The 22,772-nt window shown below is 59.9% G+C and carries 18 protein-coding genes; 15 read left to right on the forward strand and 3 right to left on the reverse strand.

The features are described from left to right. Nucleotides 1–5: 5 nt before the first annotated feature. The 5 genes from ACP7BS_RS11795 to hflX all read left to right on the forward strand — a co-directional run bounded on the left by ACP7BS_RS11795 (nucleotide 6) and on the right by hflX (nucleotide 6,286). The gene (locus tag ACP7BS_RS11795) at nucleotides 6–2,279 is read left to right on the forward strand and encodes an ATP-binding protein (RefSeq protein WP_426238264.1); all 2,274 of its coding nucleotides are present in this window, start codon (nucleotides 6–8) and stop codon (nucleotides 2,277–2,279) included. Continuing rightward, nucleotides 2,269–3,633, forward strand: coding sequence for a sigma-54-dependent transcriptional regulator (locus ACP7BS_RS11800; RefSeq protein ID WP_426230163.1), 1,365 nt, complete (start codon nucleotides 2,269–2,271; stop codon nucleotides 3,631–3,633). The genes ACP7BS_RS11795 and ACP7BS_RS11800 overlap by 11 nt, the downstream gene beginning before the upstream one ends. A 32-nt stretch (nucleotides 3,634–3,665) precedes the next feature. Then, on the forward strand, nucleotides 3,666–4,529 hold the full coding sequence (locus ACP7BS_RS11805) for a D-amino-acid transaminase (protein ID WP_426238265.1): 864 nt from the start codon (nucleotides 3,666–3,668) through the stop codon (nucleotides 4,527–4,529). A gap of 110 nt (nucleotides 4,530–4,639) precedes the next feature. Continuing rightward, entirely contained in the window at nucleotides 4,640–4,882 is a 243-nt protein-coding gene (hfq, locus tag ACP7BS_RS11810) for an RNA chaperone Hfq (protein ID WP_018325164.1), read from the forward strand. 78 nt (nucleotides 4,883–4,960) lie between these two features. Beyond that, nucleotides 4,961–6,286 (forward strand): GTPase HflX, encoded by a 1,326-nt coding sequence (gene hflX / locus ACP7BS_RS11815; RefSeq protein WP_426238266.1) that lies wholly within the window; start codon nucleotides 4,961–4,963, stop codon nucleotides 6,284–6,286. A gap of 216 nt (nucleotides 6,287–6,502) precedes the next feature. Here hflX and mazG read toward each other — a convergent pair whose 3' ends face one another. After that, the gene (gene mazG / locus ACP7BS_RS11820; RefSeq protein WP_426238267.1) at nucleotides 6,503–7,336 is read right to left on the reverse strand and encodes a nucleoside triphosphate pyrophosphohydrolase; all 834 of its coding nucleotides are present in this window, start codon (nucleotides 7,334–7,336) and stop codon (nucleotides 6,503–6,505) included. 5 nt (nucleotides 7,337–7,341) lie between these two features. Then, the gene (locus ACP7BS_RS11825; protein ID WP_426238268.1) at nucleotides 7,342–7,929 is read right to left on the reverse strand and encodes a deaminase; all 588 of its coding nucleotides are present in this window, start codon (nucleotides 7,927–7,929) and stop codon (nucleotides 7,342–7,344) included. A 246-nt stretch (nucleotides 7,930–8,175) separates the two neighbouring features. On the opposite strand from ACP7BS_RS11825, the gene cysG reads away from it, so the two are divergent. From cysG to ACP7BS_RS11850, 5 genes are all read left to right on the forward strand, one after another. Beyond that, entirely contained in the window at nucleotides 8,176–9,654 is a 1,479-nt protein-coding gene (gene cysG, locus ACP7BS_RS11830; protein ID WP_426238269.1) for a siroheme synthase CysG, read from the forward strand. A 1-nt stretch (nucleotide 9,655) separates the two neighbouring features. Next, nucleotides 9,656–9,970 carry a DUF2849 domain-containing protein gene (locus tag ACP7BS_RS11835; RefSeq protein ID WP_426230169.1) on the forward strand — a complete coding sequence of 105 codons (315 nt, stop codon included), beginning with the start codon at nucleotides 9,656–9,658 and terminating at the stop codon, nucleotides 9,968–9,970. Nucleotides 9,971–9,984: 14 nt separating this feature from the next. After that, nucleotides 9,985–11,658, forward strand: a complete 1,674-nt coding sequence (locus tag ACP7BS_RS11840; protein WP_426238270.1) for a nitrite/sulfite reductase — start codon at nucleotides 9,985–9,987, stop codon at nucleotides 11,656–11,658. 17 nt (nucleotides 11,659–11,675) lie between these two features. Further along, entirely contained in the window at nucleotides 11,676–12,173 is a 498-nt protein-coding gene (locus tag ACP7BS_RS11845) for a DUF934 domain-containing protein (RefSeq protein WP_426230171.1), read from the forward strand. 137 nt (nucleotides 12,174–12,310) lie between these two features. Further along, complete coding sequence (locus tag ACP7BS_RS11850) at nucleotides 12,311–13,123, forward strand: ferredoxin--NADP reductase (RefSeq protein ID WP_426238271.1); 813 nt, start codon at nucleotides 12,311–12,313, stop codon at nucleotides 13,121–13,123. An 82-nt stretch (nucleotides 13,124–13,205) separates the two neighbouring features. Here ACP7BS_RS11850 and ACP7BS_RS11855 read toward each other — a convergent pair whose 3' ends face one another. Beyond that, complete coding sequence (locus tag ACP7BS_RS11855) at nucleotides 13,206–13,826, reverse strand: GntR family transcriptional regulator (protein WP_426238272.1); 621 nt, start codon at nucleotides 13,824–13,826, stop codon at nucleotides 13,206–13,208. Between the two features lie 278 nt (nucleotides 13,827–14,104). Here ACP7BS_RS11855 and ACP7BS_RS11860 point away from each other — a divergent pair, with 278 nt between their 5' ends. The 5 genes from ACP7BS_RS11860 to ACP7BS_RS11880 all read left to right on the forward strand — a co-directional run bounded on the left by ACP7BS_RS11860 (nucleotide 14,105) and on the right by ACP7BS_RS11880 (nucleotide 22,711). Next, nucleotides 14,105–15,364 carry a ferredoxin reductase family protein gene (locus ACP7BS_RS11860; protein WP_426238273.1) on the forward strand — a complete coding sequence of 420 codons (1,260 nt, stop codon included), beginning with the start codon at nucleotides 14,105–14,107 and terminating at the stop codon, nucleotides 15,362–15,364. 43 nt (nucleotides 15,365–15,407) lie between these two features. Further along, nucleotides 15,408–18,662 (forward strand): c-type cytochrome, encoded by a 3,255-nt coding sequence (locus ACP7BS_RS11865; protein WP_426238274.1) that lies wholly within the window; start codon nucleotides 15,408–15,410, stop codon nucleotides 18,660–18,662. A gap of 72 nt (nucleotides 18,663–18,734) precedes the next feature. After that, entirely contained in the window at nucleotides 18,735–19,631 is an 897-nt protein-coding gene (locus ACP7BS_RS11870) for an OmpA family protein (RefSeq protein ID WP_426238275.1), read from the forward strand. Then, complete coding sequence (locus ACP7BS_RS11875; RefSeq protein WP_426238276.1) at nucleotides 19,632–21,170, forward strand: caspase family protein; 1,539 nt, start codon at nucleotides 19,632–19,634, stop codon at nucleotides 21,168–21,170. It abuts the gene before it with no gap. Continuing rightward, on the forward strand, nucleotides 21,170–22,711 hold the full coding sequence (locus ACP7BS_RS11880; RefSeq protein WP_426238277.1) for a caspase family protein: 1,542 nt from the start codon (nucleotides 21,170–21,172) through the stop codon (nucleotides 22,709–22,711). The genes ACP7BS_RS11875 and ACP7BS_RS11880 overlap by 1 nt, the downstream gene beginning before the upstream one ends. The last annotated feature ends 61 nt before the right edge of the window (nucleotides 22,712–22,772 follow it).

Consider the following 22,772-nt stretch of genomic DNA (forward strand, 5'->3'; position numbering starts at 1 on the left):
TTTTGATGGCCGAAGGGCTGATTGTGCCACTGGTGAAAGAAGACGTTGCCGTGGCCGGCCATGACCGGCGCGCATCTTTCGCGTTGCCGGGCCTTGTGCTGGCGACCGGGGCTTTGTTTTGCGCGATCGTATCGCTGCTGATTCTTCTCGGGCTGACGCCTATCAAGCCGGAGACCAATATCATCATCGGCTCGGCGGCGATAAACGCGCTGTTCGTGATCGGATTGCTATTTCTGATCGGCCGGGAAATCCTGCGCCTGCTGAAGGCTCGTAACCGCGGCAGGGCGGCTGCCCGCCTGCATGTGCGCATCGTCGCGCTGTTTTCGATCGTCGCGATCACGCCTGCCATTCTGGTGGCAATTTTTGCCAGCATCACGCTCGACGTCGGTCTTGATCGATGGTTTTCGTTGCGCACACAGTCGATCGTCAGTTCCTCGCTCGATGTGGCGCAGGCCTATATGCTCGAAAATGCCAGCTATCTGCAGGGGCAGACCGTCTCCATGGCCAATGACCTGGAGCGCAACCGCCAGCTCTACAGCCTCGACCGCACCGGCTTCATTGAACTGATGACGCGGCAGGCCCGCGGCCGCGGCATGCTCGGCGCCTTTCTCGTGCGTGGCGATGGTTCGCCGATCCTCCAGGCCAATATCCCGACGGAGCGGCCGCTGCCGGCCATTCCGAAGGATGCGCTGCTGAGCACGGTATCCGGGCAGCCGACCCTTATTCCTCCAGGGGTAACCAATCTCGTCGGTGCGATTATCCCGATCGACAATATCGAGGGTGCCTATCTCTACACCGTCCGCAGCGTCGATCCGAAGGTCATGCGCTCGATGCGGCTGATGGAGGAAAATACCGCCGAATACAAAAACCTGGAGGCAGGCCGCACATCGCTGCAGGTGGCATTCGGGGTGCTTTATCTCGGTTTTGCGCTGATCGTGCTTCTGGCTGCTATCTGGACGGCTATCGCGGTCGCTGACCGGATCGTCCGACCGATCCGGCTTCTGATCGGCGCAGCCGATAGCGTTGCGAGCGGCAACCTGAATGTCATCGTTCCTGTGCATGCGGTGGACGGGGATGTCGGCAGCCTGTCGCGCACGTTCAACAAGATGATCGCCGAAATCCGCACGCAGCGCGACCAGATCCTCGAGGCGAAGGACGAGATGGATGATAGGCGCCGTTTCATCGAGGCGGTGCTTTCCGGCGTGACGGCAGCCGTGATCGGCGTCGAGGACGACCGGCGCATCACCATCGCCAATCCGTCGTCGGAGCACTTCCTGTCGCGTACGACATTGGAACTGGTGGGTGAAAGGCTTGCCGATGTGGCGCCCGAGATCGAACAGGTCCTCAGTGAGGCCGCCAGCCGCCATCGCAACGATTACCGCAAGCAGATCAACATCATGCGCGGCGGCACCGAGCGGACGCTGAATGTTCAGGTGACGCGCGAGGAATCGCACGATGCCAAGGATTCCTACGTCATTACCGTCGATGACATTACCGACCTCGTCATCGCCCAGCGCTCGACCGCCTGGGCCGATGTGGCGCGTCGCATCGCCCATGAAATCAAGAACCCGTTGACGCCGATCCAACTGTCGGCCGAGCGGCTGAAGCGCCGGTATGGCAAGCAGATCAATCAGGACGACCGCGCGGTATTTGATCAGTGTACGGATACGATCGTTCGCCAGGTCGAGGATATCGGCCGTATGGTCGATGAATTCTCCGGTTTCGCGCGGATGCCGAAGCCGACCAAGGAGAAGGCTGATCTCCGCAATATCCTGAAGGACGCGATCTTCCTGCGGGAGATGGGCAATACCCATGTGACCTTCATTCGCGACCTCGGCGAGGAACCGCTCGACGGGACGTTCGACAGCCGCATGCTCGGTCAGGCCTTCGGCAACATCATCAAGAACGCGGTCGAGGCGATCGAGGCCCTGCCTGCGGACGCCGTTCGCGGCGATCGCAAGGTAATGGTGCGGTCGCGTTTGAATGAGACGACCGGCCAGTTCGTCATCGATATCATCGACAATGGCCGGGGACTGCCGACCGAAAATCGCCATCGCATTCTCGAACCCTATATGACCATGCGTGAAAAAGGCACCGGCCTTGGTCTCGCCATCGTCAAGAAGATCATCGAGGACCACGGTGGGCAGTTGGAACTGCATGACGCGCCGGCCGATTTCGATCGTGGCCAGGGCGCGATGATTCGCATCATTTTGCCGCGGGCTGGACAGAGCAGCGGCAACGAAGACAGACAAGACAAGGATACTTCCTATGGCCGCTGACATTCTGGTTGTGGACGACGAAGAAGACATTCGCGAAATCGTCTCCGGCATCCTGTCCGACGAGGGGCACGAAACCCGCACAGCGTTCGACAGTGACAGCGCGCTTGCCGCCATCAGCGATCGCGTGCCGCGCCTCGTTTTCCTGGATATCTGGATGCAGGGCAGCCGTCTCGATGGCCTGGCGTTGCTCGACGAGATCAAGAGCCGCTATCCGGACCTGCCGGTGGTGATGATTTCCGGGCACGGCAATATCGAGACCGCGGTTTCGGCGATCCGGCGCGGTGCCTATGACTTCATCGAAAAGCCGTTCAAGGCGGACCGGCTGATTCTCATTGCCGAGCGGGCGTTGGAAAACTCCAAGCTGAAGAGGGAAGTTTCCGAGCTGAAGAAACGCTCGGGCGATCCCGTCGAGCTGATCGGGACTTCCGTTGCCGTGTCGCAGCTGCGCCAGACGATCGAGAAGGTTGCGCCGACCAACAGCCGCATCATGATCCATGGCCCGTCGGGTTCCGGCAAGGAACTGGTTGCCCGGATGATCCACCGCAAGTCCTCGCGGGCAGGCGGACCGTTCGTGGCGCTGAATGCTGCGGCGATCACCCCCGATCGCATGGAAATGGCGCTGTTTGGCACCGAGGGAACCCCGGGTCAGCCGCGCAAGACCGGCGCGCTTGAAGAGGCCCATGGCGGTATCCTCTATCTCGACGAAGTCGGTGAAATGCCGCGTGAGACGCAGAACAAGATCCTGCGCGTCCTCGTTGATCAGCAATTCGAGCGCGTTGGGGGCTCCAAGCGCGTCAAGGTCGATGTCCGCATCATTTCATCGACAGCGTACAATCTCGAAAGCCAGATCGCCGAAGGCGCTTTTCGCGAGGACCTCTATCACCGCCTGGCCGTCATTCCTGTTCGTGTGCCGCCGCTGGCGGAACGGCGAGAGGATATTCCGTTTCTGGTCGATATGTTCATGCGCCAGATCAGCGAGCAGGCGGGTATTCGCACCCGCAAGATCGGCGATGATGCCTTGGCGGTACTTCAATCTCACGGCTGGCCGGGCAATATCCGGCAGTTGCGCAACAATATCGAGCGCTTGATGATTCTCGCCCGCAGTGATGGTCCCGATACGGCGATATCGGCCGACATGCTGCCGAGCGAGGTCGGTGATAGTCTGCCGAAGATTTCGACGCAGGGCGACCATCACATCATGACGCTGCCGTTGCGGGAGGCGCGTGAAATGTTCGAGCGGGATTACCTGATTGCCCAGATCAACCGTTTCGGCGGCAATATTTCCCGTACCGCCGAGTTCGTCGGCATGGAGCGCTCGGCGCTGCATCGCAAACTGAAATCGCTCGGTGTCTAACCATAGTATTATCCTTGTAAGACAGGTCGTCCATGTCGCGCATTGCCTATGTCAACGGTGCCTACCAGCGCCATACCGAAGCTGCCGTTCATATCGAGGATCGCGGCTTCCAGCTCGCCGACGGCGTCTATGAAGTCTGCGAGATTCGCCACGGCTTCATCGTCGATCTGACCCGCCATCTCGACCGGCTGGACCGGTCGCTGAGCGAGCTGCGGATGGCCTGGCCGATGACGCGGACGGCGCTCATCCTGGTCATTCGCGAGGTCGTGCGCCGTAACCGGGTCAGGAACGGTATGTTCTATCTGCAGGTGACGCGCGGTGCGGCACGCCGCGACCATGTCTTTCCTGCGGCCGATACACCGTCAACGATCGTGGTCACGGCGAAAAGAACCGATGCGTCGGTGATCGCCAGGAAGAACGCCGCCGGCATCAGTGCGATTACCGTTCCGGAAAACCGCTGGGACCGCGTCGATATCAAGTCCGTCGGATTGCTGCCGAATGTGCTGGCACGCCAGGCCGCCAAGGAGCAGGGCGCCCAGGAGGCGATCTTTGTCGATGCCGACGGCACGGTGAAGGAAGGGGCGGCGACCAATGTCTGGATCGTCGACAGGGACGGCCGGTTGCGGACCCGTCATGCGGAGCACGGCATCCTGCGCGGCATTACCCGGACGACGCTGAAGGATGTCACCGCTGCGATCGGGCTGGAAATTGTTGAACAGGCTTTTTCCGTCAAAGACATGCTGGAGGCGCGCGAAGTCTTCATTACGGCAGCCACAAGCATCTGTTTTCCCGTCGTTGCCGTTAACGGTAAAACCATCGCCAATGGCCATCCGGGCAGCGTGTCACAGAAAATTCGTGAAGCCTTTTTCGACATTGCGGAAAAGACCGCGATTTGATACCAAATCCGGGGGGACGCTTTAAAGACCAGTTTTTTCAGCGTTCGGGCTATTCAGATCGTATAATCAACCGGTTAAATCGGACCGGACAATAAGAAAGAAGCGGCGCTATGGCGGAACGTTCTCAGAACTTGCAGGATCTTTTTCTCAACACGGTCCGCAAGCAGAAGATATCTCTGACAATTTTTCTTATCAATGGTGTGAAACTGACGGGCGTTGTCACGTCTTTTGACAACTTCTGTGTGCTTTTGCGGCGTGACGGGCATTCGCAGCTCGTATACAAGCACGCAATCTCGACAATCATGCCGGGCCAGCCGATGCAGATGTTCGAGAGCGAAGAATCCGCATCCTGACGGGATACAAGACACATTACCAAACGTGATACAAAATCGGCGTCGATCATCCCGGAGCTTGAAAAGCTGCGTGATGATATGCGCGCTGTCGTCATCGTCCCGGTCCTGAAAAAGACCGGCAGACAGAATGCAGACATCATTGCCGCGACTTCGACGCGCAGCGACGAAAGCCGGCTGGAAGAGACGATCGGGCTCGCGCTCGCCATCGATCTCGAAGTCGTGCACGGCATGATCGTGCCTGTCGCCCAGCCGAAGCCGGGCACGCTGCTCGGCAGCGGCAAGATCGAGGAGATCGGCCATCTGCTCAGCGAGCACAATGCCGGGCTTGTCATCATCGATCATCCGCTGACCCCGGTTCAGCAGCGCAACCTGGAAAAGGAATGGAACTGCAAGGTCATCGACCGGACCGGTCTCATTCTCGAAATTTTCGGCCGCCGCGCTTCCACCAAGGAAGGTACGCTGCAGGTCGAGCTTGCGCATCTGAACTACCAGAAGGGCCGTCTGGTTCGCAGCTGGACCCACTTGGAACGCCAGCGCGGTGGTGCGGGCTTCATGGGTGGTCCGGGTGAAACCCAGATCGAAGCCGACCGCCGGCTGCTGCAGGAAAAGATCGTCAAGCTCGAGAAGGAGCTGGAGCAGGTGCGTCGCACCCGTCAGCTGCACCGCGCCAAGCGCAAGAAGGTGCCTCATCCGATCGTTGCCCTCGTCGGCTATACCAATGCCGGCAAATCGACATTGTTCAACCGCATCACCGGTGCCGGCGTTCTCGCCGAAGACATGCTGTTTGCAACGCTCGATCCGACGTTGCGCCGGATGAAGCTGCCGCATGGCCGCATGGTCATGCTGTCGGATACCGTCGGGTTCATCTCTGACCTGCCGACCCATCTGGTTGCCGCCTTCCGCGCGACGCTGGAAGAGGTGCTGGAAGCCGACCTGATCCTGCATGTCCGTGATCTCGCCGATCCGGACAATCAGGTACAGGCGCAGGATGTCGTGCGTATTCTTGAAGACCTCGGCATCGACGAGAAGGCGCGCTCCGAGCGCATCATCGAGATATGGAACAAGATCGACCTGCTGGATTCCGAAGCCCATGAAAGCCTCGTCCAGAAGGCCGAAAACAGCGAAAATACCGTCGCTGTGTCAGCCGTGACCGGCGAGGGTGTCGATCACCTGCTTGACAAGATCAACAAGCGGTTGTCCGGCGTCCTGATGGAATGCAACGTCGTGCTGCCGGCCAACAAGCTGCAGCTGCTGTCATGGGTTTACGAACATACGATGGTCGATGGCCGGGAAGACCTGGAAGATGGTTCCGTCAGCCTTGATCTGCGCATGACGCCAAGCGAATCGGAAGAACTGGATCGTCGTCTCGGAAATGGCCCGAAGGCGGCGGCGCAGGAATGGTAGTTTATTAACGGGATCGAGGAGGCTACCCCCCTCTGTCGGCGACGCCGACATCTCCCCCACAAGGGGGGAGATTGGCCGCATCTATTGCGCCTGCCTGACATTGAGGCTGGTGAGGAAAGAATGATCTCCCCCCTTGAGGGGGAGATGTCACGCAGTGACAGAGGGGGGTAGGCTTCCCCGATTTCAGAGCCTCAGAGCTGACTTGCGCACGAACAGTTAACTCAGCTGCCGCTCGATCGCCTTGGCCGCCTGCCAGAGCTCTTCCATCCGCTCCAGCGTGGCTTCCTCCAGCGTTTTTCCAGCCGTCTCCAGTTCCGTCTCGATATGCGCGAAACGGCGACGGAATTTGGTGTTGGTGCCGCGCAATGCCATTTCCGGATCGGCGCCGACATGGCGGCCGATATTGACGACGGCGAAGATCAGGTCGCCAAGTTCGTCCGCTACCTTTGCCTTGTCGTTCGATGCAAGGGCCTCCCGCAGTTCGGCGATCTCTTCCTCGATCTTGTCGAGGATCGGTTCGGGCGACGACCAATCGAAACCGACCTTGGCTGCCCGTTCCTGCAGCTTCAACGCCTCGACCAGTGCCGGAAAGCTGCGCTGAACGGAGCCGAGATGCCCTTTGTTGACATCTTCCGGCAGGCCGCGCTTTGCCCGCCGCTCGCGGCGCTCGGTTTTTTCCGCCTGCTTGATTTCGTCCCATTGCAGTTTCACGGCCTGGGGCGTGTTCACATCGGACCGGGCAAACACGTGCGGATGACGGCGGATCATTTTTCGGGTGATCGCCTCGACCACATCGCCAAAGGCGAAATTGCCGGCTTCTTCAGCCATGCGGGCATGAAAAACCACCTGCAGCAGCAGATCGCCGAGCTCGTCGCAGAGATCGTCCATGTCGGCGCGCTCGATGGCGTCGGCAACCTCATAGGCTTCTTCCAACGTATAGGGCTTGATGGTCTCGAAGGTCTGGACGATGTCCCAGGGGCAGCCGGTCTCCGGCTGGCGCAGGGCTTCCATGATGTCGAGCAGACGGGTGATGTCCTTGGAGGGCTGCATGGGGCTCAATTCAGCGGAATGGCGTTGTCGTCCTTGCCGGACTGGTAGGTCTCCGACAGCGACTGATATCTTGCGCGGATGCGCTGGTCCTGTGCCCGAAGGGCTGCTTTGCCGGCTTCATCCGACGTCGCTACCAGATCGGCAATCGAGGACGACCGCCAGAAGGCGTTGGTCTTGGCATAACCGCCGGGGTCGAGCCGGAAGACCTCGTTGAGGATTTTCAGGTCATGCGGGATCGCAAAAGCGTCGCGCGAATCCTCGTGGCTGAACAGATAATAGAAATTGTCGAAGCCGGCCCAGGTGATCGCCGACAGGCACATCGAACAGGGCTCATGGGTCGAGAGGAAGATCAGCTCTTTGGTGTCGGGTTTTTCCGCGCGCTCGTAAAAGCGCTTCAGCGTATGCACTTCGCCATGCCAGAGCGGATTTTCCGTCTCGTTGTTGGTCTCTGCGATCACCAGCGACAGATCCGACTTGCGCAGGATCGCTGCGCCAAAAACCTTGTTTCCGGCAGCCACGCCTTTCTCCGTCAGGGGAAGGATATCCGTTTCGATGACGGTCAGCAGGCGGTCTGCAAGGGCAGAATTCTTCATCAGCACAGGGCTCCAGACTTTGGCAATGGTGGCATTTAACGGATATCGGCTGGAATAGGCAATGCCGCGTCGCCGTTCGGGTAGACTGTTGCAACACGCCCCTGGCCGGTGATATTTGCTCAATTTATGCTGAAGTCGAGCAAAAGAATATCCGCCCGCAAAGGCATCGGAATTTCTGTTTCTTCAATTTTCACTGTATAAAAGAGATATTCCGCAGAACCTGTAACAGGATCAGATTTCCACGTTATGACCGAGCAACTGACCGTCTTTCCGGCCTTCTTCCGCGTTGCGCAGAAATGTGTGGCGGTTTTTGGCAATGGCGACGAGGCTTTCGCCAAGGTCCGGCTGCTTTTGAACACGCAGGCCAGAATTGTTGCCTATGCGGATGAGCCGGAAGCCGGCTTTGCCGTTTTCCTGTCAACCAACGCGGTCGAACTGGTGAAGAAGCCCTTCGAGGCAGGTCAGGTCGATGGCGCAACGCTGGTGTTTGCCGCCACCGGCGACGCCGCGCAGGATCGCCTGATTGTTGCGGCAGCCCGCGCCCAGAAAATCCCTGCCAATGCGGTCGATCAACCTGAATTCTGCGATTTCCTGACGCCCGCACTGGTCAATCGCGCGCCTGTCGCCGTCGCCATCGGCACGGAGGGCGCAGGTCCCGTGCTCGCCCAGATGATCCGTGCGCAGATCGATCAGCTGCTTTCCCCGTCTCTTGGTGCGCTTGCATCGCTGGCGCAGGCTTATCGCGATACCGCCGACCGTGTTTTGCCGCGCGGTGTTTCCCGCCGCGTGTTCTGGCGCCGGTTCTTTTCAGGCCCGGTCGCAGATCAGGTATCGCTCGGAAACGTGGCCGAAGCCCGCCGCGAGGCATCGCGGCTGCTGCAGTCGGTCGACCGTGTTCCCGGTCATGTCTGGCTGGTCGGCGCCGGTCCGGGTGCCGAGGACCTTTTGACCTTACGCGCCCAGCGCGTGATGATGGAAGCCGATGTCATCGTCTATGATGCGCTGGTGCCGCAGGCGATCGTCGATATGGGCCGCCGTGACGCCGAACGCCTGTCGGTCGGCAAGCGCAAGGGCTGCCATTCGAAATCGCAGGACGAGATCAACCAGTTACTGGTACGGCTCGGCCAGGACGGCAAGCGCGTCGTGCGGCTGAAATCGGGCGATCCGCTGGTCTATGGCCGCGCCGGCGAGGAAATGGCCGCGCTGCGCGAGGCTGGTATCACTTATGAGATCGTGCCCGGCATAACCTCCGCTTTTGCCGCTGCGGCCGATTTCGAATTGCCGCTGACGCTGCGCGGGGTCGCATCGTCGCTGATCTTCACCACCGGTCACGACCTGACCGGAGATGTTTTGCCGGATTGGGCGCGTCTTGCCATTTCCGGCACCACCATTGCCGTCTATATGGGCCGCACCGTTGCCGCGTCCGTTGCCGCCCGCCTCATGGAGGCCGGCTTGCCGGCTGAGACCACGGTTGCGGTGGTGGAAAATGCCAGCCGCGCCGGGCGCAAGCTGCTGCACGGCACGCTGAAGGATCTGCCGGACCTGCAATATCGCGACGAACTGGATGGCCCGGTGATGGTGATCATCGGCAATGCGGTCGCCGGCGCGAATTTCGAGCGCTCCCAACCACTTGTGAAAGGGCAGCCACTGGTGAAGGGCAAGACGATCGGCGCTGCCGCTCGCATAGGCGTGCCGCACAAACAGACTGATGAAGTGAGGAACTGACATGGCCGACAAGGTATTGACCGCAAACCGCCTGTCCGACGGCATTTCCGTCTGGCTCGATGCCTCGGGCCACTGGGTGGAATCGCTGCAGGATGCGTTTGTCGCCCGCCATGCCGAAGCCGTCACCGCTCTCGAAGCGACCGGCAAGGCCGCCTTTGCCGACAACAAGGTGGTTGACGTGAATGTCATTGATATTGAAGAAGTGGACGGCGTGCTGCGGCCCTTGCGTCTGCGCGAGCGCGTTCGCGCCGAAGGCCCGACGATCGATTATGCGCCGGGATACAAGGGCCTGACCGGCCCCGTGCACGCGGCTTAAGGAAAAGAAGACCGATGTACCGTTACGACGAATTCGACCATGCCTTTGTTGCCGACCGTGTCGCCCAGTTTCGTGATCAGGTGACACGCCGCCTGTCTGGCGAGCTTGCCGAAGATGCCTTCAAGCCGCTGCGGCTGATGAATGGCGTCTATCTCCAGCTTCACGCCTACATGCTGCGCGTCGCCATTCCCTATGGCACGCTGAACAGCAACCAGATGCGCATGCTTGCCCATATCGCCCGCAAATACGATCGTGGCTATGGCCATTTCACCACGCGCCAGAACATCCAGTACAACTGGCCGAAACTGTCGGACACGCCGGATATCCTGGCGGAGCTCGCCTCGGTCGAGATGCATGCCATCCAGACATCGGGCAACTGTATTCGCAACGTCACCGCCGACCATTTTGCCGGTGCCGCTGCCGACGAAGTCGCCGATCCGCGCCCTTATGCCGAAATCCTGCGCCAGTGGTCGTCCGTTCATCCGGAATTCTCCTTCCTGCCGCGCAAGTTCAAGATCGCCGTCACCGGCGCCGAGCGTGACCGTGCGGCCATTCAGGTCCACGACATCGGGCTTCATCTGAAGAAGAACGACAAGGGCGAGATCGGCTTTGCCGTCTATGTCGGCGGCGGGCAGGGGCGCACGCCGATGATCGCCAAGAAGATCCGCGACTTCCTGCCGGAAGAGGATCTGTTGTCCTACACGACAGCGGTCATGCGCGTGTATAACCTGCACGGCCGCCGCGACAACAAGTACAAGGCGCGCATCAAGATCCTCGTGCACGAAACCGGTGTGGAAAATCTCACCGGGCAGGTCGAGCAGGAATTCCTGCAGCTGAAAAACACCGAGCTGAAACTGCCCGACGCCGATATCCAGGCGATCACCGGCTATTTCACGCTGCCGCCGCTGAACGATCGTCCTGAAGGCTGGGCCAATCTGGCCGGGTGGAAGAAGGCCGATCCGGAATTTGCCCGCTGGGTGCAGCAAAACGTCCAGCCGCACAAGCATCCGGACTATGGCATGGTGACGGTATCACTGAAGCCGATTGGCGGCATTCCGGGGGATGCCAGCGATAGCCAGATGGATGCGATTGCCGATCTGGCGCAGGAATACGCCTTCGACGAGATCCGCATCAGCCATGAGCAGAATATCATCCTACCGCATGTGGCGCTGGCCGATCTGGAAGCGCTTTATCGCGGTCTGGTTTCGATCGGTCTGGCGACTGCCAACGCCGGTCTGATCACCGATATCATTGCCTGTCCCGGCTTGGATTACTGCGCGCTGGCCAATGCGCGCTCGATCCCGCTTTCGCAGGAAATCTCGACGCGCTTCGGCAATCCGGAGCGGCAGGCCGAAATCGGCGAGCTGAAGATCAAGATTTCCGGCTGCATCAATGCCTGCGGTCACCATCATGTCGGCCATATCGGCCTGTTGGGTGTGGAAAAGAAGGGCGCCGAGCTCTACCAGATCACGCTTGGCGGTTCCGGCGACGAGAACACCTCGATCGGCGAGATCATCGGCCGCGGGTTCGAGCCCGAAAAGGTCACGGACGCGATCGAGACGATCGTCAACACCTATCTCGGTCTGCGCAAGGATGCGTCGGAAATCTTCCTCGACGCCTATCGCCGGGTTGGGCCACAGCCTTTCAAGGATGCGCTCTACGGCGGCAATGCCCAGGAAGCGGCCTGAGGTTCAAGGACAAGCATATGACACAGATCTGGAAAGAAACCGGCTTCGTGACCGACGATCCCTGGGTCGTCGAAACCGATGAAACCAAGGCCGGCTCGAACGAGAAAGCCATTCTCGGGATCGATGCCTTCATTGAAAAAGCATCGTCCGGTGACAGCGGGCTCGGCGTTTTGATCAACCCCGCCGACGACGTGACGCGATTGCAGCCGTTTCTGGAGCAGGTGTCGCTGATTGCGGTGGCTTTCCCGGCGTTCAACGACGGCCGGGCGTTCAGCCATGCGTCGCTGCTGCGCGTTCGTCTTCACTACGGCAAGGAAATCCGCGCTGTGGGCGATGTGCTGATCGACCAGGTGCCGCTGATGCTGCGCTGTGGTGTCGACAGTTTCGCCGTCAGCAATGAAACGGCTCTGAAGCGTCTGTCCGAAGGCCGGCTGCCGGGAATCGATAATCACTATCAGCCGACGGCAAAACCGTCGGCGGATGCGAAATCCTACAGCTGGCGCCGGGTTTCCTGAAGCCGCGACATACTGAAGCACGCATCAATCTGCAAAAGGCGCTATAATTGGAACGGAATTGCTTCCAAACCAGCGCCTGTTGGACTATCAGCTGATACCTGAAAAGATTACTCATCATTACAGGACCTGTCGCCGAAATGAATGCTCCTGCCAAGATCGAAGAATTTGCCGCAACCGTGCCTGCGGGCGTGTTCGCTGAAACGGTAACGAAGGTCACGCATTACACGGACCGGCTGTTCAGCTTCCGAATGACGCGTCCGACCGAATTCCGGTTCCGCTCGGGTGAATTTGCCATGATCGGCCTGATGGTCGATGGCAAGCCGATTTATCGCGCCTATTCGATCGCAAGCCCGGCCTGGGACGAAGAGCTTGAATTCTTCTCGATCAAGGTGCCGGATGGCCCGCTGACCTCGCATCTGCAGAGCATCAAGCCCGGTGATCAGGTGCTGATGCGCAAGAAGCCGACCGGCACGCTAGTGCTTGACGCACTGACGCCCGGCAAGCGCCTCTATATGTTTTCGACCGGGACCGGCATCGCACCGTTTGCCAGCCTGATCCGCGATCCGGAAACCTTCGAGAAGTTCGAGGAGGTCATCCTCACCCACACGACCCGCGATGTGGCCGAGCTGAAATACGGTTTTGACCTGATCGAGGAAATCCGCAACCACGAGTTCCTTTCCGAACTGGTCGGCGACAAGCTGCGCCATTATGCGACGGTCACCCGCGAGGATTATCCGTTCAAGGGCCGCATCACCAACCTGATGCGCGACGGCAAGATGTTCCGAGACCTTAGCCTTCCGGCTTTTGACCCGGCGGTGGATCGCGGCATGATCTGCGGCTCGACCGAGATGCTGAAGGAAACCAAGGAAATTCTCGAAGCGGCCGGGTTGCACGAAGGTGCCAACAACAAGCCGGGCGAGTTCGTCATCGAACGCGCCTTCGTTGGCTAAGGCCGACGTTTCGATAAACGTGTGAAAAGGGCGGCGTGCGAGCCGCCTTTTTTGTTGGCAATAAAGTCTGCATGCAGGGCGTTTATACTTCGCCCAGATAGTCCATCAGATTTTCCATGGCGATCGCCGCAGCCTTCGGATCGGTCTGATGAATGGCGCGGATGACCTTGACATGCAGATCGACAGCCCGGTCCATGCGCTGCGTCGAGGCGGCGCTGAACCAGAGCCGGCGGGCATGGGTTTGCAGCGGGGCCAGCGTTGATGTGAGGAAGATGTTGGGGCAGGCGGACTCCATGATTTCGTCGAAGGCCTTATCGGCAGCCAGAAACCCTTCCATATCCGCATTGATCGAGCAGGCCGTCATCGTCTGCGCGCATTCGATCATCGATGCCCGCGCCTCGGCATTGGCGTGCTTGGCCACAAGCGCGGCAGCGAGCGGCTCCAGCTTACGCCGCACCTGCATGACATTCGCATGATCGTCCGGCTTGATCAGCGTGATCTGCAGGCCAACGCGCGCGCGTACCGTGATTAGGCCCTGCCATTCCAGCTTCTGGATCGCCTCGCGCACCGGCGTGCGCCCGTGACCGGTGAGATCGATCAACTGCTTTTCCGTGACCAGCGATCCCGGCTTTAGCTTGAGCGTAACAATGAGGCTTTCCAGCGCCAGATAAGCCAGATGTGCCCGCGATGATGATCCCGCCATATTTTCCAGATCCTGATATATCAGAGATTGGCACAGTTCGAAACAGATGGCAAGCAGCCTGATATATCATGAAATCGAGCTGGAGTCTGAACCGAGATAGCGGGGCGGAGTTTCGCCGGTCCACTCCGGGCGAGATTTCCGCAACCGCGGAAGCCCGAATGCGGCGAATAAAGCCCGGCGCAAAATCGTATGTTCTACAATAGCAGTTGACGAAGCTTCAGGGCCTTGCCAGTCTTGCCTTCGGGGCTCCGCTGCTGCGGAATGGTGGGGGATATTGCGTGAGCGCGGGTGCTGTTCTGGTATGGTCGCTGATGGGATTTGCGGGGCTTCTGGCCATCCCCGCGGTCAGTCACACCAATGCGGGCACCACGTTTTCTTTGATGGCGTCGTCGATGGCTTTTACCGGCATGGCGCTGGCACTGCTCATGGCAACCCGCCCGCCGTTCGTCGAGCGCCTTTTTAGCGGGCTCGACCGGATTTACCAGACGCATCGCAGGGTCGGCATCACGGTCCTCGTGCTGATCCTCGTGCACTATTTCATCACACCGGATTTCAAGGGGCTGTCGCTGACCGGCGGGCTGAACAAGCTGGCGGCGCAGGCGGGGGAATACGCCTTCTATGCTCTCGTGGTGCTGCTGGTGCTCAGCATCGTCAAGATCATCCCGAAAACCAAGATCGAGATACCCTACCATTTCTGGCGCCTGACGCACCGGTTCATCGGCTTGCTGTTCATCATGGTCGCCTTCCACCAGACGTTCATCAAGCGGCCCTATGACGGCACCGCGATGCTGGCGACCTATCTCAACATTTTCGCGATGATCGGGACGCTGAGCTATATCTACACCCAGCTTTTCCCCTGGTTGCGCACCCGGACCTACGAGGTCTTCGACGTGACGCGCCACGAAGGAGCGACGATCATTTCGGCCCGGCCTGTACGGCGGCCGTTGCGCGCCAAACCTGGCCAGTTCGGGTTTTTCCGGGTCAGCAAGCCGGGCCTGCGCGAACCGCATCCCTTTACGATTGCCGGCATGGATGACGATGGCGTGGTCCGCTTCGCGATCAAGCCTCTGGGCGATTATACCAAAGCGCTCCGCGATGGCATCGCTATCGGCGACCGCCTGAAGCTCGAGGGCGGCTATGGTCATTTCAACCATCGCCGGGGCGGCAAGAAACAGATATGGCTGGCTGGCGGCATTGGTGTCACGCCGTTTCTGGCGATGGCGGGGCGCCTGAAGGGTGATGAAGGCCAGGATATTCACCTTGTCTATTGCGTACGCGATCGCAGCGAGGCCATCGGCCTCGACACGTTCGAAACGCAAGCGGAAAAGCTATCGAATTTCAGTTTCACTTTGCATGATTCCAAAATCGACGGACGGCTCGACGCGGCAAAGCTCGCGGCATCGAGCGCTGTCGATCCCGCCGGTGCAGACCTATGGTTCTGTGGTCCGCCATTGTTGAGAAAAGCCATTGAAAAGGGACTGAAGGACCTCGGCAAGAAACCCAAACGGGTCGAGTTCGAGCAGTTCGAGTTCCGGTAACGCATTGCCTATTTATCGTTTGAGAAAGCAAGGAGAACAAGCCATGCGCATGTTCGATCAATTGTTTGGGAAAATCATCCCTAGCCTGAGCCTGCCGCGCTCCGTCCTGGCGGTGGCAGCGACCGTTCTGGCATTGACCCAGTGTCCGGCTGCGGCATCGGCCCGCGATGCCTTTGCTGACGATGCCTATGCGACCTACAAGGCGGATACCGACAACGGCAAATATTTGTTCAACGCATCCGGCTGCGGCGCCTGCCACGGATCGGTCAGGAATACCGAGGTCCTGTCCGGCGGACTTGAGATGGATACGGCGATCGGCAAATTCTATGCACCGAACATCTCGCCCCATGCCAATGGCATCGGCGGCTGGACCAATGCCCAGTTTCTCAATGCTGTGATGCAGGGGATCGATCGTGAGGGCAACAACCTCTATCCGGTCATGCCCTACACGTCCTACGGTGGCATGAAGCCGGAGGATGTGCTCGACATCAAGGCCCATATCGACACGCTGATCGCGTCGGATGCCGTGTCGCAGGAACACGAGATCGCCTTTCCATACAGCCGCCAGACGACCATTACGCTGTGGAAACGCAGTCATTTCAATGTGCCGGAATATCAGTCGCGCGAAGAAACGCAGATGGAGCGCGGACGCTACCTTGTCGAAAACGTCGGCGGCTGCGGCGATTGCCACACACCGCGCACGACGACCTACGGGCTCGACATGGACAACGCCTATACCGGCGAGAAGGGCCTGACAGGCGCGGTTGCGCCGGATATTTCCAAGGCGCGGATGGCCGGTCTCGCGTCGCCAGACGTGTTCACCGTCGGCCTGATCGACGAAGGCAAGAAGCTCTCGGGTGCACCGCTGACCGATCCGGTTATGCGCGAGATCGCTCACGGATTGTCGGCGCTGACCGAGAAGGACCGCACCGCGATCTATGCCTTTTTGTCCGACCGCGAGGTCAAGCCGCCGCAGCCGGTGGCGCAATCGGCAACGGCCGTCTGCAAGGAAAGCACGCCCGCCTCGGCTCTTGCCGGTGACAATGCGGGTCTGGCAACGCAGGCCGACGCTTTCATCGGCAAATATTGCCGCAATTGCCATGGCCCGGGCGAAAGCTCGCAAGGGTCCTATCCGGCCGGTGACCTCAGCACGATTGCGGCCGACGCCGCCTTCGTGGTTCCGGGCGATGCCGCCAAGTCCCGCTTGTTCACCTCGGTGACCAGCGGCCGCATGCCGCTTGGCAAGCGCCCGACTGCTGAAGAGGTCAAGAGCCTGGAGGACTGGATCAATTCGCTCAAGCAATCGGACCTGCCGCAGACTGCGGCCAGCAAACCCGAACGCACGCGTCCCATGCTGTCCTATCGCGATTTCATCGAGGCCGGGTTGAAGGACATTTCCAAGGTCAACGATCTCGACCGCCAATACATGCGCTATTTCTCTTACCGCAACCAATACAATGCCATGATGGGCTGCGAGGAGGACAAGACCTTCATGAAGCGCATGGACGTTTTGGCCGGCGGCTTCAAAAAGCTCTTGAACTCGCTCTCCTACGGGCCGAAACTGGTCTTACCACAGGAAGTGGAAGGTACCAACGGACTGATGGTCCGGGTCGATCTGCGCGATCTGCAATGGTCGGCGGACGACTATAATTTCCTGATTTCGCAATATTTCTACGGTGTCGATCCCGGCAGCGACGCTTCGCTGCTGGCGCTGACCAAGCAGACCGACACCGTCCTGCCGATCATGCGTATCGATTGGTTCATGGCCAATGCGGCCAAGCCAAAAATCTACAACCAGCTGATGAAGCTGCCGACACATATCCGCGAACTGGAACAGCGGTTCCAGATCAACGTCGACGACAATATCCGCCGCCGCCAGGTGCTGCGTGCGGGGTTTGCCGACGGCTCATCGGGTGTTTCCGATCATAACCGCATGCTGGAGCGTCATGAGATGCCGTTCGGCGGTTATTATTGGAAATCCTACGATTTCGGCGGCGATGTCGGCCGTCAGGTGTTGAAACGGTTTCCGCAGGGACCAAAGGAACTGGAGCCGTTCGATGCCGGGCTGACGGCGTTCGAACATGACGGCGGCGAAATGATCTTCTCGCTGCCGAACGGGCTGCAGGGCTATTACCTGTCGACAGCGGCGGGCAAGCAGCTGGATGTCGGACCGACGACGATCGTGTCGTTCCGCAAGCGGCCGATCGGCAAGGGCGTCGAGATCATCAACGCCCGCTCGTGCTTCGATTGCCATGCCAACGGCATCCTGTCGAAGCGCGACCAGCTGCGCGAACACATCCAGACATCGACGCTGTTCAACAAGGATCAGCAGGCCATCCTGCTCGACATGTATGTACCGCAGGAAGAGCTTGACGCGGCCTATAACAAGGACCGGCAGCGGTTTGTCGAAGCTTTGGTCAAGCTCGGAGTGACCGAACCGACGCCGGATGGCAGCGCCCAGAGCATGCAAGCACCGGGCAACGCCGAACTCGTCACCTATTTTGGCGACAAGTATGAGGACGAGCTCGATTTCGACGCGCTGGCGGCGGAATTCGACATGACGCCGGCCGAGCTGTCTTCCGCCATCAAGCGGGTGGAGGACGTCGATACCTTGCGGCTTGGCATCGACTGGGTGACGACGCTGGAAGCCGGCGGAACCATTCCGCGCGCCGAAGTCGAACAGCAGTTTCCGCTGCTGCTGGATCCCTTGATGCAGTTGAAGCCGCTCGATACGACTGCGGTGCATGTGGCGGCGGCCAGCCAGAGCCCGGATGTGGCCGGTCAAACGGCGCAGCAGGGTTACGTCAAGCCTGCGACAGTCGCAGCGGCAACCCCTGCCTATCGCCAGGAACAGACCGCCGACTACAACAAGCTTGAACTGGCGCTGCATGTCGCGACGACCACGGCGAAGGTCGGCGATCAATTGTCGTTCGAGCTGAGCTCCAACAAGGCTTGCGAGTTGCAGATCCTCTATGTTGAGGAGACCGGCAATGTCGAGGTCATTCCGGACGAAATGATCGGCAACACGACGCTGCAGGCGGGCGAAAAGCGGCAGATCCCGCAACCCGGCACCGGTAATTTGACGTTCGATACGCCGGCACCTGCCGAAACGATGATCGCCTATTGCCGCGAAGGCGGGCTCGGAGACCAGAAACTCTCGGTCGAGCGGGCGCGCCAACTGGTGGCGCAATCGCATCTGCCGCCGACGCGTGGATTGGCGATCAACCTTGCCAAGAAGGCGGAGGACGATAACGGAGCCAGCGGCCTGCAGGTCGTGACGTTCGAGATCAGACAATAGCGAAGAGGCCGGCTGCCAGATGTCGTGGGCCTGTGTAAGTATTATTTTGGAATGGCATGGGAAGGCAGCGTGATGACATTGAAGGTTTTGGCCGGGGCATCTCTGCTGGCATTTTTCCTTGCGGGAACGGCTTCGGCTGCGTGCGATGCGCTGGCGCAGGTCGCTGAGGCCACCAATGCCGGAAATGAGGCGCTGGCAAAACAGATTGCCGGCAGGCCGAAGCCCGGCTGCACGGCTGATGACAAGGCGATGATCGATCGCGTCGCGGCACTTTCATCTTTCAACCGGATCGTCGGTGCCGTCGGGCAGGGTGCCAGTCTGGCGGATTTCGAGCAGGAGCTCGAGACGATCCGCACCAGCAATTCGGCACCCTGGCAAGTTTATGACGCGCTCGGCGATATCAACCGGGATCGCCGAGACTATGAGACTGCGGCGCGCTACTACCAGCTGGCACTGGAGGATGCCGCCAACGCGGTGCTGACGCCTCAGTGGATGGCACCGGACGAAGCCTACATCGTGCGGCTCGATCATATGGCGACCGAGATGCGGCTTGCCGCACCCAAGCCGGTGAAGCTTACCGTGCGCGGCGCCTGCAAGATCAGCTATCGCGGCGTGTCGCTGAAGAAAAAATCGACGCCGGTACGCTACGTCTTCGGCACGGCGGAGTTTACCCCGGAGGGATTGGAATCGGCGAAAGACCTGTCCGAGTGCCTGAAATCGGTCAAACCAAAGACGATTACCCTGACCGGTCATACGGATCCGGTCGGCACGGCTGAGGCCAATCGGATACTTTCGCTGGAACGCGCCGATGCTCTGGCCGGGTATCTCGTAGCCGAAGGCTACGCAGGCCAATGGAAAACGGTTGGCAAGGGTGAGGACGAGCCGTTCAGGGCGGACGATGCCAGCGCCTATGACGAGGAGACGCTGAACCAGATGAACCGGCGCGTCGACGTCGATGTGGAGAACTGAATGATGCTGCGCCGCCTGGCTCTTGTTCTTCTGATTTCCGCAGCGCCGCTCGCTGCCGCATCGGCCAAGACCTTTGCTCTTGTCGTCGGCGTCGATGCCTATCCCTACGAAATCAGTCTGGATGGCGCCGTCAAGGATGCCAAGGACGTGGAAAGCGCCCTGCGGCGGGCGGGCGTCGATCAGATAGCGACGTTCTTTGACGCCGCCGCCCGCAAGGACGATATTCGCGCGGCCTGGACCGATTTTGTCGGTAGCGCCGGCAAGGGCGATACGATCATTTTCACCTATGCAGGGCACGGTGCCCAGATGCCGGAGCTCGTTGCCGGTGATGAGGCCGATGGGCTCGACGAGTTCCTGCAACTGCCGGGCTTCGACCGCAGCCGGGCTGCGGAAACCGATCACGAGATCATCGTCGATAACGAGTTGAACGCCTGGTTTTCCGAAGCCGAGGCCAAGGGGGTGCAGGTTCTGTTCGTCTCCGACAGTTGCCATTCCGGCGGCATGAGCCGGTCCTTTTCCGGCAAGACACGTCTTGCCCAGGCCGTCACGGTCAAGCTGCCGCCGCCGTCGGAAGAGGCGGTGTCGGGGGCTGAAGTGAAGGAAGCGCAGTTCCGCAACGTGACGGTGCTTGCCGCTTCGCTGGAAAGCCAGCCGTCGCCCGAGGTCATCATTGACGGCGAGCCGCGCGGTGCCCTGAGCTGGAGTTTTGCCCGGGCCGTGGAGGGATCGGCGGATCGCAATGGTGACGGCCGCTTGTCGCGGGTGGAGCTGGAGGATTATGTCTTTGCCAATGTGAAGAACCAGTCCGAGGCGTTGCAGGTTCCGAATTTTACGCCGCAACTGCCGCGGTCCGAGGATGAAATGGTCATGCCGCTGACCCGGAGTGCAGCGGTTGCCACTGAGCCGGGCGCGAAAAAGACCTATCAATCCGTTCGCGAAACCGGCTGGGATGGCAAGCTGGCGCTGTCTGTCGATGGCTCGGAAACCGTGCCGGACAATACCGGTGGAACGGGCGTACCTTATCGCTGGGATGCCGCCAGCGGCATCTTCTACACGCCGAATGGTGATGTTGCCGGCGAGCATATCGACGCCGGCATGATCCAAGCGGTTGTCAACAAGTTCATTCTGCTCGATTTTCTGAAAGTGATGGCAAGCCAGAACCCCGGCACCGTCTCCTTGACGCCGCAGAAGGACATCTATGCCGCTGGCGACAAGATTTCCTTCGATGCCCCAGCGTCAGGCTACAAGAACATGGTGGTGTTCAATCTTGCCAATACCGGCCAGGTGCAGCTGTTGGACGTCCAGTCAGAGGGTACAACGAGTGTCGAGTTCAAGCTGAGCAATCTGCAGGTCGTGGAACCCTTCGGCGCCGACCATCTGATCGTCATTTCCACCAATGAACCCATTGATGCGATTGGCGCGGCCTTGGTCAGCAAAAGCGTCGATGCGGCGGCCGTGTTGCAGCTTCTGTCCACCCGCATCGACGGCACCGATACGAGCGTGGCGATCCAGCCGCTCTATACCCGGGAAAAACTGTGATGACCGCTTTGCGAACCACTGCCATCGCCTCGCTCTGTTGCTTGGCATCGCTTGGCGCGGCAAGGGCGGAAGACCGGGCGCTGGTGATTGGTATCGGCACTTACGAAAACCTGCCGGAAGAAATGTTTCTGCATGGCCCGAAAAACGATGTGAAGGCAATCGAGGCGCTGCTGACGGGGACGCTGCAATTCAAACCTGAAGCAATCCGGGTCCTGACGGACGAAAAAGCCACCCGGCAGGCGATGCTATCCTCGATGGACGAATGGCTGGTGGCCGGAACCGCGCCGGGCGACCGGGTCTATCTCTATTTCTCCGGGCACGGTCTGCAGGTCAAGGATGTCAGTGGCGATGAGGAGGACGGAATGGACGAGGCCATTTCGACCTATGACATCAGGGCCGGCGACGACGACTGGATGAACGTCATCCTCGATGACGATCTTGAAGCGGTGCTGGAGAAGTTGAAGGGCAGGGCGGTGATGCTAGTGATCGATGCCTGTCATTCGGGCACGATCTCGCGGTCATTGTCGCCGCAGGCGGTGTCAGGCTTGAATGGTGCGCGCTATCTGCCGCGCCCCTTTGCCAAGACGCCCAAGCAGCCAGCAACGCGGGGATTGCGTATCGATCTGGGTGTCGTCGATAAACCGGCGCAGTTGACGGCCGGCGGCCTGACGGCCTGGAGTGCCGCTGCAGCCTACCAGGTGGCGTGGGACGATGTCCGCCTGCCGATCGAGGAGCGGCACGGCGTTTTCACCTCGGCTTACATAGCCGGCTACACACCAAAGGAATCCGACGCCAATGGCAACGGTCTCGTCAGCAATGCCGAGCTTTTCGAATATGTAACCCGGAAATCGAAAGACTATTGTTCGACGCTGGAAGGCTGCGACAATCTCGATCCGCAGCTGGAAAGCGTGCCGGAGGCGCTGGGAACCAGCGTCGCTAAGCCGGAGCCAGACAGGGTGGAACAGGCGGCGCATCAACCTTCAAACAAGCCGGAGCCGGTGTACCAGGAGGCCAAGGTCGAGGCAGGCGGTGCACCGGCGTATGTCGATGGCGATCCCATCGGAGCGGTCGGAGACATCGTCGGCAAGGCGGATTCTGGCGCGGTTACGGTGTCGCTGGATACCGGTTCGAAGCTGAGGAAGGGGAAAGCCTTCAAGATTTCGGTCACCAGCCAATATGCGGGAAATCTCGTCCTTCTCGATGTGAACGGCGAAGGGACAGCGACGCAGATTTTCCCGAACGATATGGCGCAGAAAATCACGCCGCTGTCGGCCGGTTCGACATTGACCATACCGGACGACTATTACGGCTTCGATTTCGAGGCTGATGGCAATGGCGAGAATATGCTCGTTGCCATCGTCGTTGGCGATGCGGTGGACCTGAAAGACGTTGCACCCTCGGCGCAGGGCCTGAATGCCGAACTCGATGCCCGCCAGTCTATCAGCGGGATTATTGCCAAGCTCCAGAAGACCTGGACCGGCGATGCCGAAAACCGCGGCGTGCATTGGTCGTTGGGAACGTTGAAATATACTGTCGAGTAATCGTCGCAAGAGCAGAACCTTTGAATCAGAAAGGCCCGCGACGAACACGCCGCGCGGGCCT

It is taken from the genome of Pararhizobium sp. DWP1-1-3, from assembly GCF_049896125.1.
Classification (GTDB): domain Bacteria; phylum Pseudomonadota; class Alphaproteobacteria; order Rhizobiales; family Rhizobiaceae; genus Pararhizobium.